Annotated in this window: 13 protein-coding genes, 1 tRNA gene and 1 pseudogene; 1 reads left to right on the top strand and 14 read right to left on the bottom strand. The window is 59.8% G+C overall.

What is annotated here, in order from left to right; translation table 11 throughout:
- From AXF19_RS14300 to AXF19_RS04790, 14 genes and pseudogenes are all read right to left on the bottom strand, one after another.
- Positions 1-138, bottom strand: a 138-nt coding sequence (locus AXF19_RS14300) for an SAM-dependent methyltransferase (protein WP_172837363.1), incomplete at its 3' end; no start/stop codon positions are given.
- Between the two features lie 268 nt (positions 139-406).
- A tRNA-Asn gene (locus AXF19_RS04850) sits at positions 407-482 on the bottom strand.
- Positions 483-816: 334 nt separating this feature from the next.
- Entirely contained in the window at positions 817-1,935 is a 1,119-nt protein-coding gene (gene rpoD / locus AXF19_RS04845) for an RNA polymerase sigma factor RpoD (protein WP_066845816.1), read from the bottom strand.
- A 29-nt stretch (positions 1,936-1,964) separates the two neighbouring features.
- Complete coding sequence (gene rpoD / locus AXF19_RS04840) at positions 1,965-3,107, bottom strand: RNA polymerase sigma factor RpoD (protein ID WP_066845813.1); 1,143 nt, start codon at positions 3,105-3,107, stop codon at positions 1,965-1,967.
- Positions 3,108-3,199: 92 nt separating this feature from the next.
- Positions 3,200-4,981, bottom strand: a complete 1,782-nt coding sequence (dnaG, locus tag AXF19_RS04835; RefSeq protein WP_066850061.1) for a DNA primase — start codon at positions 4,979-4,981, stop codon at positions 3,200-3,202.
- Positions 4,982-5,132: 151 nt separating this feature from the next.
- Entirely contained in the window at positions 5,133-6,140 is a 1,008-nt protein-coding gene (locus AXF19_RS04830) for a deoxyguanosinetriphosphate triphosphohydrolase (RefSeq protein ID WP_066845811.1), read from the bottom strand.
- A gap of 16 nt (positions 6,141-6,156) precedes the next feature.
- Positions 6,157-6,540 carry a universal stress protein gene (locus AXF19_RS04825; RefSeq protein ID WP_172837362.1) on the bottom strand — a complete coding sequence of 128 codons (384 nt, stop codon included), beginning with the start codon at positions 6,538-6,540 and terminating at the stop codon, positions 6,157-6,159.
- A 338-nt stretch (positions 6,541-6,878) separates the two neighbouring features.
- Positions 6,879-7,556, bottom strand: a complete 678-nt coding sequence (gene radC / locus AXF19_RS04820) for a RadC family protein (RefSeq protein WP_066845807.1) — start codon at positions 7,554-7,556, stop codon at positions 6,879-6,881.
- Positions 7,543-8,121, bottom strand: coding sequence for a Maf family protein (locus tag AXF19_RS04815; protein WP_066845798.1), 579 nt, complete (start codon positions 8,119-8,121; stop codon positions 7,543-7,545). The genes radC and AXF19_RS04815 overlap by 14 nt, the downstream gene beginning before the upstream one ends.
- 115 nt (positions 8,122-8,236) lie before the next feature.
- Complete coding sequence (locus AXF19_RS04810; protein ID WP_066845789.1) at positions 8,237-9,514, bottom strand: SLC13 family permease; 1,278 nt, start codon at positions 9,512-9,514, stop codon at positions 8,237-8,239.
- A 493-nt stretch (positions 9,515-10,007) separates the two neighbouring features.
- Positions 10,008-10,352 (bottom strand): annotated as a pseudogene (locus tag AXF19_RS13685) (endonuclease domain-containing protein).
- A 346-nt stretch (positions 10,353-10,698) separates the two neighbouring features.
- On the bottom strand, positions 10,699-13,884 hold the full coding sequence (locus AXF19_RS04800) for a YDG domain-containing protein (protein WP_066845782.1): 3,186 nt from the start codon (positions 13,882-13,884) through the stop codon (positions 10,699-10,701).
- 476 nt (positions 13,885-14,360) lie between these two features.
- Positions 14,361-15,764 carry a glycoside hydrolase family 1 protein gene (locus tag AXF19_RS04795; RefSeq protein ID WP_066845779.1) on the bottom strand — a complete coding sequence of 468 codons (1,404 nt, stop codon included), beginning with the start codon at positions 15,762-15,764 and terminating at the stop codon, positions 14,361-14,363.
- Between the two features lie 41 nt (positions 15,765-15,805).
- Positions 15,806-16,099, bottom strand: coding sequence for a hypothetical protein (locus tag AXF19_RS04790; protein ID WP_066845776.1), 294 nt, complete (start codon positions 16,097-16,099; stop codon positions 15,806-15,808).
- Between the two features lie 320 nt (positions 16,100-16,419).
- Here AXF19_RS04790 and AXF19_RS04785 point away from each other — a divergent pair, with 320 nt between their 5' ends.
- Positions 16,420-16,842: a hypothetical protein gene (locus AXF19_RS04785; protein ID WP_066845773.1), complete on the top strand. Its 423-nt coding sequence runs from the start codon at positions 16,420-16,422 to the stop codon at positions 16,840-16,842.
- Positions 16,843-16,859: the final 17 nt, after the last annotated feature.

Below are 16,859 nucleotides of genomic sequence, written 5' to 3'. Positions count from 1 at the left end.
GCCGACGACGGCGCGCGGGGCGATGCCCTCCATGACGAGGGTTGCGGCGAGATAGGCGTGATCGCCGCCGATGTCCGCGAGCACGGTACCGTGCGGGACGAATGCGGCAATCGCCGCGAGACGCGCATCGAGCTGCATGAGATCCTCCTTTCCAATCCGGATGTAAAGAGCATGGTATATCAGCTTCCCCCGTAGCGACGGGGGAAGTGGCACGCCGCAGACGTGACGATAGGGGCACCACTGCCTCATACGACTTTCTTACGATAGAAAACAAGCATCGTCCAGAGCGCCCCTTCCACCGCAAGCGGTCCCCCTCCCCCGCTCCGGCGGGGAGGCTATACAGAATGCCCCTTCACAGACATAAGAAAGGAGTGTAACTGCTGCGTTACACTCCTGTTGTTGCAAATGGCTCCTCGAACTGGACTCGAACCAGTGACATTCTGATTAACAGTCAGACGCTCTACCGACTGAGCTATCGAGGAATGTGTCAGACATGGGTATTATAAGGGCAATGCTCCCCCGTGTCAAGAGAAATATTGCTTGTCGGCAGGAAACGCATGTGTTATAATCAAAACAGGCGTTGCCATACGGTAGGCGGTTAGCCCCCCGAAGGGGGGCGATGCTTATGACCCTTTACGACTTCTTGTCGATCGTATTCCTCGTAACGATCTGCATCATAGCGTTGAGATAATAAGAGAACCCGCCTGAGCGACCAACTTTGGCGGGTAATCTTACCTAGTAGAGTTTGGGGACTAGCCGTTTTACCGGCAGTGCCTTTTGTATGCTTATTATACGATATTCTGCATAATTCGTCAACTACTCAAGGAAATCCCGCAACACCTTGCTGCGGCTCGGATGGCGCAGCTTCCTGAGCGCCTTTGCCTCAATCTGGCGGATGCGCTCGCGCGTCACGCCGAAGCTCTGCCCGACCTCCTCGAGCGTACGCGAGCGCCCATCCTCGAGCCCGAAGCGCAGACGCAGGACATTCTTCTCGCGGTCAGTGAGAGTCTCCAAGACCTCCTCAAGCTGTTCTCTGAGGAGCATGAACGATGCAGCCTCTGCGGGCGCGGGTGCCGCCTCATCCTCGATGAAGTCGCCGAGGTGGGAGTCCTCCTCCTCGCCGATCGGCGTCTCAAGCGAGACCGGCTCCTGCGCGATCTTCATGATCTCGTGGACGCGCGCGACGCTGATGCCCATCTCCTTTGCAATCTCCTCGGGGCGCGGGTCACGTCCAAGCTCCTGCAGGAGCTGGCGGGAGATGCGGATGAGCTTGTTGATCGTCTCGACCATGTGCACAGGGATGCGGATTGTGCGCGCCTGATCGGCAATCGCACGCGTAATCGCCTGACGAATCCACCACGTTGCGTACGTGCTGAACTTGTAGCCCTTGCTGTAGTCAAATTTCTCAACCGCCTTGAGGAGCCCGAGGTTGCCCTCCTGGATGAGATCGAGAAAGAGCATGCCGCGCCCGACGTAGCGCTTTGCGATGCTCACAACGAGGCGCAGATTCGCCTCCTCGAGCCGATGCCGCGCACTCTCGTCGCCCGCCTCCATGCGCTGCGCGAGTTCGACCTCCTCCTCCGCTGTCAGCAGAGGCACATGCCCTATTTCCTTCAGATACATGCGGACGGGGTCGTCGAGAGAGATGCCCTCGGGCACGGTGAGATCGATCTCGACCTCCTCCTCCTTCTCGGGAGGATCGTCGTCCACGGGTTCTTCTACTGTCGTACTCGGCACATCATCGACAATCTCAACCCCCTCGTCGCTGAAGCGCTGGTACATATCGTCCATTTCGTCGGGGGACATATCCTGTTTTTGCAGTGCGTCTATGAGTTCGCCATACGTCAGCGTGCCGCCGTTCTTCTTGCCCTTGGCAAGCAGGCGTTCAATGATGTCGGCGCCCGGCGCTTTTGGCTGCTCCGTCCCCTCTGTCATAACGCTGTCCTCCTGTCGTGTATTCGTGATCAAAGATCAATGTTCCCCTGTAATTTACGCAGACGCACGGGATGCCGGAGCTTCCTGAGCGCCTTTGCCTCAATCTGGCGGATGCGCTCGCGCGTCACGCCAAAATTCTGCCCGACCTCTTCGAGCGTACGCGAACGTCCGTCCTCGAGCCCGAAGCGCAGACGCAAGACCTCCGCTTCGCGCGGCGCGAGCGTCTTCAGCACGTCTGCAATCTGCTCCTTGAGCAGCATCATCGATGCCGCATCCGCAGGATCGAGTGCTGCCTCATCCTCGATAAAGTCGCCGAGGTGGGAGTCCTCCTCCTCGCCGATGGGTGTCTCGAGCGACACCGGCTCCTGCGCGATCTTCATGATCTCGCGCACGCGCGCCGTGTTCAGCCCCATATGCTTCGCCACCTCGTCGGGTGTGGGGTCGCGCCCGAGCTCCTGCAGCAGCTGCCGCGAAATGCGGATATACTTGTTGATCGTCTCGACCATGTGCACGGGGATGCGGATTGTGCGCGCCTGATCGGCAATCGCACGCGTAATCGCCTGCCGTATCCACCACGTTGCATATGTGCTGAACTTGTAGCCCTTGCTGTAGTCAAATTTCTCAACCGCCTTGAGGAGCCCGAGGTTGCCCTCCTGTATGAGGTCGAGAAAGAGCATGCCGCGCCCGACGTAGCGCTTTGCGATGCTCACAACGAGGCGCAGATTCGCCTCCTCGAGACGATGGCGTGCGCGCTCGTCGCCCGCCTCCATACGCCGTGCGAGCTCGACCTCCTCCTCTGCAGTCAGCAGGGGAACGCGGCCGATCTCCTTGAGGTACATGCGCACGGGATCGTCCAGTGAGATGCCCTCGGGGACGCTGAGGTCGATCTCGACCTCCTCCACATCCTTATCTAGTTCATCAACGGGTTCGAGGACCTCGTCATCACTGCCCTCGCCGACCGCCGTATCGTCCACAATCTCGATGCTCTCATCGCTGAGCTGCTGATAGAGTCCGTCCATATCGTCGGGGGTCATGTTCCATACGCCAAAGACCTCAATGAGTTCGCCGCAGGTGAGTGTCCCGCCGTTCGCCTTCCCCTTTGCCAAAAGTTCGCTGATATTTCCCATTCCCGTCATTTCATCCCGTTCGATCCGTGCTGCTGCCGTCTGCATTTTGCCCCCTCCTTTCAGTCTGTAATATTATCTAATAAATCCTATTGTTTAGTATATCGCTGTAAATCTGCGGGCGCTAAAGCCCCACGCCTTCATTCGTGCAAATTTTCACGGGCGATCTCATCCTGTATTCTCTTCACTTCGTTTAATTCGTCAATATAGCCCTCTTTTCCTTCTTGCATCATCTCCTCGGCGCGGCGTGTGTGCCGTGCAAGTGCATGTGCCAGACAGGCACGTCTGAGCATCCCCAGAGCCTCCCGATAGGACGCCTCCGTACGCCCCTCCTCGACGATGGCGCGGGTGAGCTCATCCCCCGTCGCTGTAGGCTGTGCGGCGATAAAGTCCGCGTCCAAAATACCGCCCGCATCGAGATGTGCCGCCATCGTTTGGAGCAGCTGCGCGATGAATTCGTCGGGAAAATCCTCCATCGGAACGAAAGATAAAATTTCGGTGAGAAGCGAAGAATCACGCCAAATTGCCGCAATGATCTCGCGCCCTGCGCGGCGCAGGGCATGATCGACCTGCCGCACGGGCATGCGCTGCGGCGCGGCGCTCTGCACCTGCTCCGCACCGCCCTGCCGCAAAAAGCGGCGCAGGGCATCCGTCACGATCCCCTCATCGAGAAAGAGCTCCGCCGCCGTCTGCCTCACATAGGCGGCGCGCGTGACCTCGTCCAGCTCCGCGAGCACGGGCAGCATCTCCCTGAGCGCGGCACGCCGCCCCTCCACAGTGTCCGTCATACGCGTGCGCACGTGGCGCAGACGGAATGAGGGCGCAGGGACAGCTGTCTCCACGAGGGCGCGGAACGCCTCCGCGCCATGCGTGCGGACGTATTCGTCAGGGTCTTTGCCGTCGGGCAGGAGGAGCACGCGCACCTCTGCCGCACGCCCGCGCACAGCTGCGAGGGCGCGCAGGGTCGCCTCCTGCCCCGCAGCATCGCTGTCATAGCAGAAGACGATGCGCGGCGCACGGCGCAGGAGCAACGCGGCGTGATCGCTCGTGAACGAGGTGCCAAGCGTCGCAACGACGTTCGTGACACCCGCCTCCCACGCGGCAATCGCGTCCATATAGCCCTCGACGACGATTGCCGCCCCCTCGCTCGCAATCGCACGGTGCGCACGGTCGAGTCCAAAGAGGAGCTTTCGCTTGTTGAATACGGGGGTCTCCGCCGTATTGAGGTATTTCGGCTGCGCGTCGCCGAGCGTGCGCCCGCCGAAGGCGACAACGCGCCCACGTTCATCCGCAATCGGGATGATGACGCGGTTGCGGAAGCGGTCGTACACGCCCTCGCCGCGCTCACGTTTCACGGCAAGCCCCGCCGTTACGAGGATGTGCTCGGAGATACCGCGCCTTCGAAACGCATCGGAGAGCTTTGACCACGCGTCGGGCGCGAAGCCAATGCCATAGCGCGCAATCGCCTCGTCCGTGATGCCGCGCCCCGCGAGGTACGCCTTGCCCGCCGCGCCGTAGCGCGTCACGGTGAGACAGTTGTGAAAGAAATCACGGGCAAGCGCATTCACCTTGCGCAGATCGTCCAGCTCCCTGAGACGTGCCTCCTCGCGCGGGTCGCGCTGCCGCTCGGGCTTTTCGATGCCGAGCAGCTCCGCCTGACGCAGGATCGCCTCGAACGGCGTGATGTGCTCTATGAGCGAGATGAATTTGAACGCGTCACCGCCCGCGTGGCAGCCGAAGCAGTAGAAGAAGCCGTCGGCGGGCACGACGGAGAACGACGCAGTCTTTTCGTTGTGGAAGGGGCAGCAGCCCCAGTAGCGGTTGCCCTTGCGCTTCAGCGGGACATAGCCCTGCACGACGGCAAGGATGTCGGTCTGCGCGCGCACCTGCTGCACAAAGGCCTCCATCCTTGGGTCACGCATATTTTTCTCCTTATCTTTTTTTGTAATCTTATCGTCTGTCGGCTTGCTCCCACGTTCCGACGAGGATGCTGTCATGCCGTTATCCACAGCCTCCCCCGTTGCTACGGGGGAGGGGAACCGCGCAAGCGGTGGAAGGGGCGCCCCGTCTCACCTAGATCGGTTTGATCGTCATCTGATCCACGGGCGGGATGTAGATCTCACGGAAGAGCGCGACGGCATAGCTGTCCGTCAGCCCCGCCACATAGTCCACGACGCACTGCTCCCGCCCCCAGCGCTCCTCGCGCGCGATGAACTCGGGCGGAAGCGTGTGGAAATACACGGTGAAATGATCCATGAGGGCGCGCAGAACAAAGCCCGCCTGTGCGCGCTCGTGTGCGAGCGTCTTGGAGTGGTAGATGCGCTCGAACATAAACGTGCGGAACGTATCCATGACATGCTGCACCTCATCCGAGAGTGCCGCGTCGCCGCGCGTCTCCGAGGTGACAATCATATCCGACACCATGCTCGTAATCATCGCAGACGTATCCGTGCCGAACGCATCGCGCACCTCGGCGGGCAGCTCCCCGGGCGTCAGCAGCCCTGCGCGGATGCTGTCGTCGTAGTCGTGGCAGAGGTAGGCAATCCGGTCGGCAATGCGCACAATCCGCCCCTCGAACGTCGTCGGTATGCCCTTGCCCGTATGGTTCAGAATGCCGTCGCGCACCGCGCCCGTGAGATTCAGCCCATGCCCGCCGCGCTCCAACACCTCGACCATGCGCAGACTCTGCTCGTTGTGGGCAAAATGCCCCGTGATCTCCTCTACAACCGCCTCGCCCGCGTGTCCGAATGGCGTGTGTCCGACATCGTGCCCGAGCGCAATCGCCTCCGTCAGATCCTCGTTCAGCATGAGTCCGCGCGCAATCGTGCGCGAGATCTGCGCCACCTCGAGCGTGTGCGTCATGCGCGTGCGGTAGTGATCGCCCGCAACGATATAGACCTGCGTCTTGTGCTTGAGCCGACGGAACGATTTCGAGTGCAGAATGCGGTCGCGATCCCGTTGAAATTTCGTGCGGAAGGGGCACTCCTCCATCGGATGACTGCGCTTTGCGTCTTTGCTCCGCGCCGCCAACGGAGAGAGGAGTGCATCCTCCTGCGCCTCAAGCCGCTCCCGAACGGTCAAGGCCGCCACCTCCCGCCTACTTGACGACCATGACGGGGATCTTCGACTCCTCGATCACCTTCTGACTGACGCTGCCGATGAGAACGCCCTTGAGGAGCCCGAGTCCGCGGCTGCCCATGATAATGATATCGCTGCCCTCCTCGTCTGCAACTTCGAGAATGCTCCTGGCGATGTGCCCGCTCTTGACGTGCTTGCGCGCCTTGCGGTCGCCCGAGAGCTTTTCCCAGATGCGGTCAAAGACGATGTGACTCGGAATGTCCTTGTTGATGTTGCTCGCAACATAGACGAAGTCCAGCTCCGCATCGCATTTCTCCGCAAAGAACAGAGCCTCATCGACCGCCTTGCAGCCATTGACCGATCCATCGACCGGAACGAGGATCTTTTTGATCTTGCTCATCATAATCCCTCCTAATCAATCTTTAACAAGAATATTTCCTAAGGTATCAGTATATTTCGATGATTGACAGGAAAAATCCTCTCTCTGCGAAAAAAAAGTATGACAGGAGAACTCTCCCCGATGCCTTATGCTGCAAACGGATGGTAATGCCGATAGGTGAAGCGATGTCCCTAAGCGAACCCTAGTGAAGCAAGTGAGTAAAGTATGCGTTCTGCCCCCGGCGTACTTCTTTCGTTCAAGCGAAGCGCGTTTAAGAAGTGCGCCGGTATTTAGGCAGATAAGCATACGATCACTTGCGCAACTAAGCGTTCGCGTGGGACACGCGTCACGGGAAAGCCCCCCTACAGCATCCCTTCCTCGGAAAAGCTAAAGAACGCGTCGCCCCCGAGGATCACATGATCGGTCACAGGGATGCCGAGGAGCGCGCCCGCATCCTTCAGCACGCGCGTGAGGCGGTGATCCTCCGCGCTCGGGGCGGGATCTCCGCTCGGGTGGTTGTGCACGAGGATGATATGCGCCGCGCCGCAGCGGATCGGCGGCTCGAACACCTCGCGCGGATGCACGAGCGTGTTCGTGAGCGTGCCCACGGACACATCCGCAACCATCAGCACCTCATTCTTCGCAGTGAGCGGCAGGACGAGGAAATGCTCGCGCTTCTCCGCGCGAAAGCGCGGGCGCAGCAGCGCCGCCACGTCCGCCCCCTCACGGATGCGCGGGCGGCTCTTCGCAGTCTGCTGCGCGCGTCGTCCAAGCTCGAGCGCGGCGAGCACGGTCGCCGCCTTTGCCGTGCCGATGCCCGGGATGCGGGCGAACTCGGCGCAGGGCATCGCAAGGATCTCATGCAGCCCCGTCTCGCGGAACCGCGCAACAATGCCGCGCGCCACCTCGAGCACATTCTCGCCCGCGCGCCCCGTTCTGAGGAGGATCGCAAGCAGCTCAGCGTCGCTCAGCGCCCCTGCGCCGCGCGTAATCAGGCGCTCGCGCGGCAGCTCGCCCGCCGGCAGGTCACGCAGGTTCATCATCAGCCTCCATCGCGATGCCCGCCGTGCGTGCAAGCGCCGCAACGGCGTGGAGCGGCAGCCCGACCACATTCGAGAACGAGCCGTGCAGCTCCTCGACGTAGATTGCCGCGCGCCCCTGAATCGCATACGCGCCCGCCTTGCCCATCGGCTCGCCCGTCGCAACGTAGGCGGCAATCTCCGCATCCGTCATCGGAGCGAAACGCACCGTGGTCTCCGCCGCATCCGTGTATTCGCGCCCATCCACGACCCACGCAATCCCCGTGAGCACCGTATGCTGCCGCCCCTCGAGCTGTGAGAGCATATGGCGCGCATCCTCCGCATCCTTCGGCTTGCCGAACGCCATGCCGTTCAGCACGACGGCCGTATCCGCCCCAAGCACGGCGTGATCGGGGTACTCCTCGGCGACCTTGCGCGCCTTCATGAGCGCGTTGCAGATCACGGCATCGCGCGGGCGCTCCCCATCCTTTACCTCATCCACGGCGGGCGTGATCGAGACGAACGATGCCCCGATCTGCCGCAGGAGTGCACGCCGTCTGGGCGATGCAGACGCAAGAATAAACATATCCTCTCTCCGAATCAAAAGGGGCTGCTGCACGAGTCAAAACGTGCAACAGCCCCTTCACACATTTCTCTATGAAGGTGATTCGCCCCCACGTGGGCATTTTCCTGCAAATTTTTTACATCAAATACCGCAGGTACACATAGACCGTCGAGAGGACGATTGTGAGCAGCATGAGCGGGAAGCCGATCTTGAAGTAGCGGATGAAGCTGATGTGCACGCCGCGCTCCCCCGCCATGCCCGCCACAATGAGGTTTGCCGACGCGCCGACGAGCGTACCGTTGCCGCCGAGACACGCGCCGAGCGCGAGCGACCACCAGAGCGGCTCGAGGTTCTCGATGCCCATTGTGCCCATGTTCTGAATGAGCGGAATCATCGTTGCAACGAAGGGGATGTTGTCCAGCACGGATGAGATAATCGCACTCATCCAGAGGATCAGCAGCGATGTCGCCGTCAGATCGCCGCCCGTCGCCTCGACCGCCGTCTCCGCGAGCTGCGCGATAATGCCGACCTCGATCAGTCCGCCAACCGCGATAAAGAGTCCGATGAAGAAGAAGATCGTCGGCCACTCGACCGCGTGCATCGCCTTTTCGACGAGGTGCTCGCTGCCGCCCGCAAGGAGCAGCAGGAGGAAGCCGCCCGTCAGTGCAATCAACGAGGACTCAATGTGCGTAAAGGAGTGTGTGAAAAATCCGAGGATCGTCAGTCCAAGTACGAAGAGCGAGCGCTTTAGGAGACCGTGATCCGTAATTGCCGCCTTCTCGTCCATCTGCATCAGCTCCGCCTGCAGTTCCGGCGTTGTGACGAGGCTCTTGCGGTAGATCGCAGACATGATGAACATGACAACGAGCATGCAGATGATCGCAATCGGTGCGAGGTGCTCGATGAACATGACGAAGGTGAGCTCCTTCACCGCGCTGCCGATCATGATGTTCGGCGGGTCGCCGATGAGCGTCGCCGTACCGCCGATGTTCGACGCGACAATCTGCGTCAGGAGGTAGGGCATGGGGTCGAGCCTCAGTATCTTCGTGATGCTGAACGTCACAGGCACCATGAGGAGCACGGTCGTCACGTTATCGAGAAATGCTGAGAATACAGCAGTAATGATACATAGGTAGACGAGAATGCGGCGCGGCTCCGCCTTTGCGGACTTCGCCGCCTTGATCGCCACATAGTCGAACAGCCCCGTCTCCTTCGTCACGCCGACAAGCACCATCATGCCGACGAGGAGGCCGAGCGTCTCAAAGTCCACATGGTGCAGCGCGACCTCCTGCGAGAGGATGCCGAGCAGCATCATGAGCACCGCGCCGATCATCGCGGCAACGGTACGGTGAATCTTTTCCGAGACGATCACCATATACATTACGACAAAGATAATCGCGGCCAGCGTTTCCATTTAAGCGCCTCCTTTGTATCTGGTTTGCGGGCGACTCTACAATCTGCCACCACACACGACATTGTTCATTTTATCACAAAGTTTGAATATGTGACAAGTTTTTTTCAACGTACAATTTTATACACACGCAAAAGGAGCAGCGATATGAGGTCAGATTGCCTCGTATCGTTGCTCCTTTTGTCATTGGATATAAAAATGCTCCTCGTTCAAAGCGCCCCTTCCACCGCTTCGCGGTCCCCCTCCCCCGTGTCGAGCGGTCAACGTCAACCAATCACACTTCGCTAACGCTTGTGTTCTTGGGACGTTTTCCCATACGACCTGTTGCCCAATCAGCTACGTCCTTTCGGACTTGCTTCTTGGACAGGTCAGCAACGGGGGAGGCTTGGGGAAACGGCATATCAGCTTCCCCCGTCGCTACGGGGGAAGTGTCACACCGCAGGTGTGACGATAGGGGCGCCACTGCCTATTACGACTCTCTCACGATAGAATGATTTCAAAACACATGCCCATCTTCTTCCACACCGTCATATTCATTTCCCGCACGAAGCTCATCCATCACCCGAGCAATCGCTTCACACACAGCGGAAAAATTGCGCTCAATCTGCCCATTTGTAAAGCGGAGCAGGTGAATACGATACTCCCTCAAGAAGGCTGTCCTCTCTGCATCGTAAAGCCGACCTTCTTCATCAAAGTGCCGGCTTCCATCAACCTCGACAGCAAAACGCAGACGTGCCGCATAGAAATCCACAATATATTTTCCAATCGGCTACTGGCGGCGAAAGTGCTCCGTATGTTTTGACAGATATTCATACCAAAGGCGGGACTCCTGCGGCGTCATATTTCGCCTCATTTCGCGCGCGTATTGCTTTCCCTTTGGGATGTAATCGCGCATAAAGTCCCTCGCTTTGTTCGTTCATTTCTCTTCTATCTTGCGTCATTTAGCTTCCCCCGTCGCGACGGGGGAAGTGTCACACCGTAGGTGTGACGATAGGGGCGCCGGTGGCTATTGCGCCTCTCTCGATAGATAACCTCTGCCGCTCAAGGCGCCCCTTCCGTCACGCTGCGCGTGCCACCTCCCCCATTGCGAATGGGGGAGGCTTTGGATTACGGCATATTAGCCTCCCCCGCCAGTGCGGGGGAGGTGGCGAGCATAGCGAGCCGATAGGGGCGCCCCCGAGAGCCCCTCAGTCGAGGCGCGCTCCCTCGATGCTAATATCGCGTGCCGCCGCAAAGCGATAGATGCCGAGCGTTGCCGTCGGGACGGGACGCGGCAAGCCAAATACATAGACCTCCTGCCCGAAGCCCATATCAAAGCGCGGCGCGGCATCCTGTACGAGTGAGGCGAGTATACCGCCCGGCAGGTCTGCGGCGTAGATGGTGAAGGCGTTCGCGTTGCCCGCCGCCTGCCCAATGCGGTAGTTGCCGAGCACGCCGTCGCTCGTGCTGCCAATGCGCCCCGTAATTCCGTAACTTCCCGGCGTGTCGGTATTCGTCAGCGTCGTGCCAAATGTGATGCCGTCCGCACCGAATACGCGCTCGTCCTCGCCGTCCGCGAAGCCCTCCGCACGCCCCGTAAAGGAGGGCAGCGCCTCGCCCTGCACAATGCTCCGCGCGTCGGCGGTGAGCGTGAGATCGCGGTGCGCGATTGTGCCTGTGCCCGTGAGCGTTGCCGTATTCAGACGATAGTTCCCCGCGCCCGTGCCCGTGAGCGTCAGCCCGCCAAAGGTCACAGCTTTGCCCGTGCCCGCGTTCTTGTCCGTGTATGTACCTGTGACAGGTGCGAGTGCGATGTCTGCGCCCTCACCGTCTGCAAAATTCGTGAGGGTGTAGTTCGTCCCCTTCGTGAGCGTCTGCGTGACATTCGCATTCCCGTCATACGTCTTGTCAAAGCGTGCGCCACCCATGAGTGCAAGATTCAGCTGCTTTGGCGTAATCGTGCCCGTGCCCGTGAGCGTGGTCTTATCCAGTGTGTAGTTGCCCGCACCCGTGCCTGTGAGCGTCAGCCCGTCAAAGGTCACGCCCTTGTTCACAGCGGCGTCTTTGCCCGCCGCATACGTGCCCGTGGCGGACGCAAGTGCGAGATGGTCGCCCTCCGTGCCGATAAAGCCCGTGAGGCTATAGTTCGTTCCCTTTGTGAGTGTCTGCGTAACGTTCGCCGTGCCATCGTAGGTCTTGTCAAAGCGTGCGCCGCCCGTGAGCGCGAGATTCAGCTGCTTCGCTGTGATACTGCCCGCTCCCTGCGCGGTACTCGCCGCGAGTGTGTAGTTCCCCGCGCCCGTACCTCCGAGTGCGACGCCTGTGTAGTTGACCGTATTTGCCGTCGCAACATCCTTGCTGTTGTACGTCGCACCCGTGGCGGTCGCCGTGACAAGGCTCTCCTCGCCGCTCACGACATTATTCAGCGTCGCATGGAACTTCGATATGTCTGCGGCAGTCGTGCCGTCGTAGGTCTTGCTCTGTGCCGCGACGCCGCTCATGGTCAGCACACGCGACTTGATGGTCGCGCCGCCGATGAGGTCATAGCCGAACTGGTCACTGTAGGCATCGTATGTGCCGACATCCTTCCCCGGATGGACGAGGGTGATGTGCGGGTCTGTTGTCGCAAAGACATTGCCGTCGTAGACTTTCTCAAGGCGCTTCGTGCCCTTCATCAGAGCCGTGAGCAGCGGCATGGTATGTCCCTCGTAGATGCGCCACGGCGTACCCTTGCCGCCCTCGGTCGCAACGATGGCATTGCCGTTCGCGTCCTTCCAATCCGTGTATGTCGCCGCCAACTTCATCTGTGCCTCGGGAGCGACCTTGACATCCGTCGTCACGTCAGCCCCATTGTTCGATTCGCCGACCGCCTGCCCTGCGCTGCCCGACTTCCATACGGCGTGGCGAATGCTGCCGCCGAGCGCCTGCCCCACAATGCCGCCGACCTTCTGATTCCCTGTGACCGTCCCCGTATTCCATGCATGCTGAAGGGTACTGTCATCTATCGCCCCCACAATGCCGCCGACCAGCTTACTCCCTGTGATAGCGCCCGTATTGCAGACATTCTGAATCACAGCGTTGTTCATTGCTCTCCCCACAATGCCGCCGGCAAGGAACTGACTCCTCACGCTGACCGTGCCCGCATTCCATGCATTCTGAATACTGCCGCCCGATACATCTCCCGCAATGCCGCCGACCTTCTGATTCCCAACGACACTGCCGGCGTATGAGACGTTCCGAATCTCAGTGCCGTCTGCATATCCCACAATGCCGCCGACCGCCTCGTCCCCCTCGACATAGCCGTCCACAAGGGAGAGATTCTCAATGCGTGCCCCGTCGGCATAGCCAAACAGACCAATACTGTAAGTATTCTGGCGATTGATATACAGCCCCCGCAGCGTGTGTCCCGCGCCGTCCAATCGTCCCGTAAATTTGTTGCCCACATCTCCAAGCGGCGCGAAGCCCGCGCCGCTGTTCCAATGCGTTGTCGCCGTCGCGTCGATGTCGCCGGCGAGGATGTATCTGCCGTCCCGTTTCGCATTGATATTCTGCAAGTCGTAGACGGTATGCACGCGCATATAGTCATAGTCCGTATGCGCCGTGCCGCCGAGGTTCGCTACATCCCATCCGCGCCCACTTGCAGATTTTGCGGTGTTCGGATACTTATAGTTATAGAAGGTACGCCACATAGAGCCGCCGCCCTCGTTGAAGTTTGCCGTCGCTCGATTGCCGACATCGTAGCCGATATGCGGGGTCTCGGCGCTGCGGATCTTGACGTTCGTCCCCGTGAGTGCCGTACCGTCTGTGTTCTGTATGTCATCCGTATTGAGGACTTTGACGTTCTTGCCCTCGATGTAGAGTTTGCTCGCCTTTACCGTACCGAGGTTCAGCACGTTGCCGTACTGTGTGCCCGCTGAGAGTGGACTATTACCCCCCCATGATGTACCAGCCGCGCTTGCAACAGCGTCGACATTCGCCGTCGAGAGGTAGAGTGCGCCCGTATTGACCTCAGAGCCTTTGGCGAAGAGGATGCCGTGCGGGTTCACGAGATAGACGTTCCTGCCGCCCTCGATCGTGCCGTAGATGTTCGACGCGCCCTCGCCCGTGACGAGGTTCAGATAGTCGCGCGTCTGTGCGCCGCCGTCGAAGCGTACCTTCTCGCCCGAGTCGACGGAGAAGTCCTCCCATCGGAGCACGTTGTGCTCGGTCTTGCCCGCGATGTCCATAACTGCGCCGCCCGTGGAGATATTCGCCTCCCCCGCATTCGTCTCGGCGTGTGCGCCCTCGATGGGCAGCGCGTACGCGTGCGGCGCGGCAAACGGCGCGGCGATACTCCCCGCAACGAGCGCACAGAGGAGCGTGCGGCGCAGATGTGCATTTGATGAGGCTTTCATATTGCGACTTCCTTTCTGATATTGTCCCATAGCTTCCGCATTTTTTCTTTATATTATAGCATTTTTATAGAGGCGTCACAAAAATTTGCAGAAAGTGACGATATCATACACGAAAGTGATGTGTTTCATCGCGTCAGAGCATCGAAAAGGAATGGCGGCAGGGGTGATATGCCGCAACCTAAAAGCCTCCCCCGTTGCGAATGGGGGAGGCTTGGGGAAACGGTATATGAGCCTCCCCCGCCGAAGCGGGGGAGGTGGCACGCACAGCGTGACGGTAGGGGCGCCACTGGCTATTGCGCCTCTCTCTCGATAGATAACCTATACCGCTCAAGGCGCCCCTTCCACCGCTCACGCGGTCCCCCTCCCCCATTGCGAATGGGGGAGGCTTGGGGAAACGGTATATGAGCCTCCCCCGCCGAAGCGGGGGAGGTGGCACGCGCAGCGTGACGGTAGGGGCGCTCCAAGCGTATGTATTCTTACCGCCGCAGACTCTCCCCATTCGTCGCAATGACTTCCCGATACCACGCGAACGACTTCTTGCGGTATCGCGCGAGTGTGCCCGTCCCGTCGTCATTTCGGTCCACATAGATAAAACCGTACCGTTTTGACATCTGCGCCGTCGACGCGCTCACGAGGTCGATGCAGCCCCACGTCGTATAGCCCATGACGGGCACGCCGTCGGCGATCGCCTCCTCCACCTGCACGAGATGATCGTTCAGATAGGAGATGCGATAGTCGTCCTCCACTGTCATGCCGCCCGCGCCGTCCGCGACGAGCTCGTCCTTTGCGCCCAGTCCGTTCTCGACAATAAAGAGCGGCTTCTGCCAGCGGTCATAGTATCGGTTCAGCACAAGGCGCAGTCCCTGCGGGTCGATCTGCCACCCCCACTCACTCGCCTTGAGATACGGATTCTTCTTCCCGCCGAGGAGGTTTCCGCCACCCGCCGTACCGCCCGCGCCCTCGCAGATGCTGACGTAGTAGCTGAACGAGACGAAGTCCACCGTATGCTCACGCAGCAGCTGCAGCTCCTCCTCCGTCGCGCGAATCTCGATGCCGTTCTCGCGGAAGTAGCGTTTCATATAGCCGGGGTAAATGCCGCGTACGTGCATATCGCCGAAGAAATCGTTAAAATGCTCCGCGCGCATGACGGCGATCATGTCCTCGGGGGCGGGGGTCAGCGGATACGTCGGCATCGCGAGAATCATGCAGCCGATCTGCGCCTCTGGGATGATCTCATGCCCGATCCTCGTCGCGAGCGCCGAGGCGACGAACTCATGATGACACGCCTGATAGAGGTCTTGGAGACTCAGTTCATCCTTCGGCGTCAGTATCCCGCCCGAGAGCAGCGGCTCGTGCAGCACGGAGTTAATCTCGTTGAACGTCAGCCAGTATTTCACCTTGCCCCGATAGCGCGTGAAGATCGTCCGCACATAGCGCTCGTAGAAGCCGATGAGGTCGTGACTCATCCAGCCGTTGTATGCCTTCGCGAGGTGGAGCGGTGTCTCGTAGTGCGAGATCGTCACGAGCGGCTCGATGCCGTATTTCCGGCACTCGTCAAAGAGGTCGTCGTAGAACTGCAAGCCCGCCTCGTTCGGCTCGGCATCGTCCCCGTTCGGGTAGATGCGGCTCCACGCAATCGATGTGCGAAAGACCTTGAACCCCATTTCGGCAAAGAGGGCGATGTCCTCCTTGTACCGATGGTAGAAGTCTATCGCCGTGAGTTTCAGATTGTCCGCCGTCGGCTCCTCGGTCGGTGCGCCCATGATGCCGCGCGGCATGATGTCCTGAATGTCGATGCCCTTGCCGTCCGCATTGTACGCGCCCTCGCACTGGTTCGCCGCGACCGCTCCGCCCCAGAGAAACGCCTTTGGAAATGCCATGTGATGACTCCTTCCCGCACGTGCACTCTCACGCCATGCCGCTACGCGAGTGTGATGCCGTTGTCCTGCGCAATCTTGCGGATGAGCGGCTCGGGCAGCTCTGCCGCCTTGGCGACCGTCGCCGTATCCGTCCCCGCACGCAGGAGGTTCACCGCCACGCTGATCACGCCCTGCTTGCGCCCACGGAACTCGCCCTCGCTGATGCCCTCCGCCTTGCCGGCGGCTCTGCCCTTTTCCCATGCCGCCTGCAAGTCCGCTGCGAGATCCGCGCGCAGCGCCTCCACGCGCTGTGCACTCATCGTACGAATCAGTTCCTCGACATTGATATCACTCATTGATGATTTCATCCTTTCTGTCCTGATATATTTTTCAATTATAAAGGATTTTTGCACAGTGGTCAAACAGTGCAGCATGACTGCTTTCTAACAGAGTTATCATATATACTATGCTATAATTCAGAAAATATATAAAGGAATCGCTGATAAAATGAAGTCCGTCAGATTGGCGCAGATTTTTTCGTCCGAACTAGGAGGCAAACCGGACGCAGAGTGGTGCTCTGTGGAGGATTTGCCGACGAAGTGCGGGCAAAAAAGATGCGTTAAGATGGCGGTGCTGAATTTATCAGTGCTTCCTAAAGTAAGGAGCAGAGTACAGTATGCAGGTACGGGTCAATGTAAAGCGCATCGGCAAGCGAAAGAACGCCATCGAGGCGCGCCCCTATGAGATTGGGGAGGTGCGTGATGTCGGCGCGCTGATTGCAGCGTTCGTCACGGCGGAGGTCGCACGCTTCAACGCACGGGCGGCGGCGGGCGAGACGGCGCTCGCATATCTGACGAATGCGGAGATTGCGGACGCCGCCGTCGCGGGAAAGATCGCGTTCGGCGCGGACTACAACGGGCGGGTGCAGGATCTCGACGCCGCGATCGAGAACGCACGCCAGTGCTATCTGGACGGCATCTATCGGATCTTCATCAACGGAGAGGAGCCGGCGTCTGATCTCGCCGCGCCCGTCGCGCTTGCGGAGAACGATGAAATCACCTTTGTCCGGCTGACGATGCTGGCGGGACGTATGTGGTAAGGAGCGAGGAGGAATAC

The sequence above is a fragment of the Selenomonas sp. oral taxon 126 genome (assembly GCF_001683335.1).
GTDB lineage: Bacteria > Bacillota > Negativicutes > Selenomonadales > Selenomonadaceae > Centipeda.
Note: the sequence above shows the minus strand (reverse complement) of the source record. Positions and strands in the feature narration are given on the sequence as shown.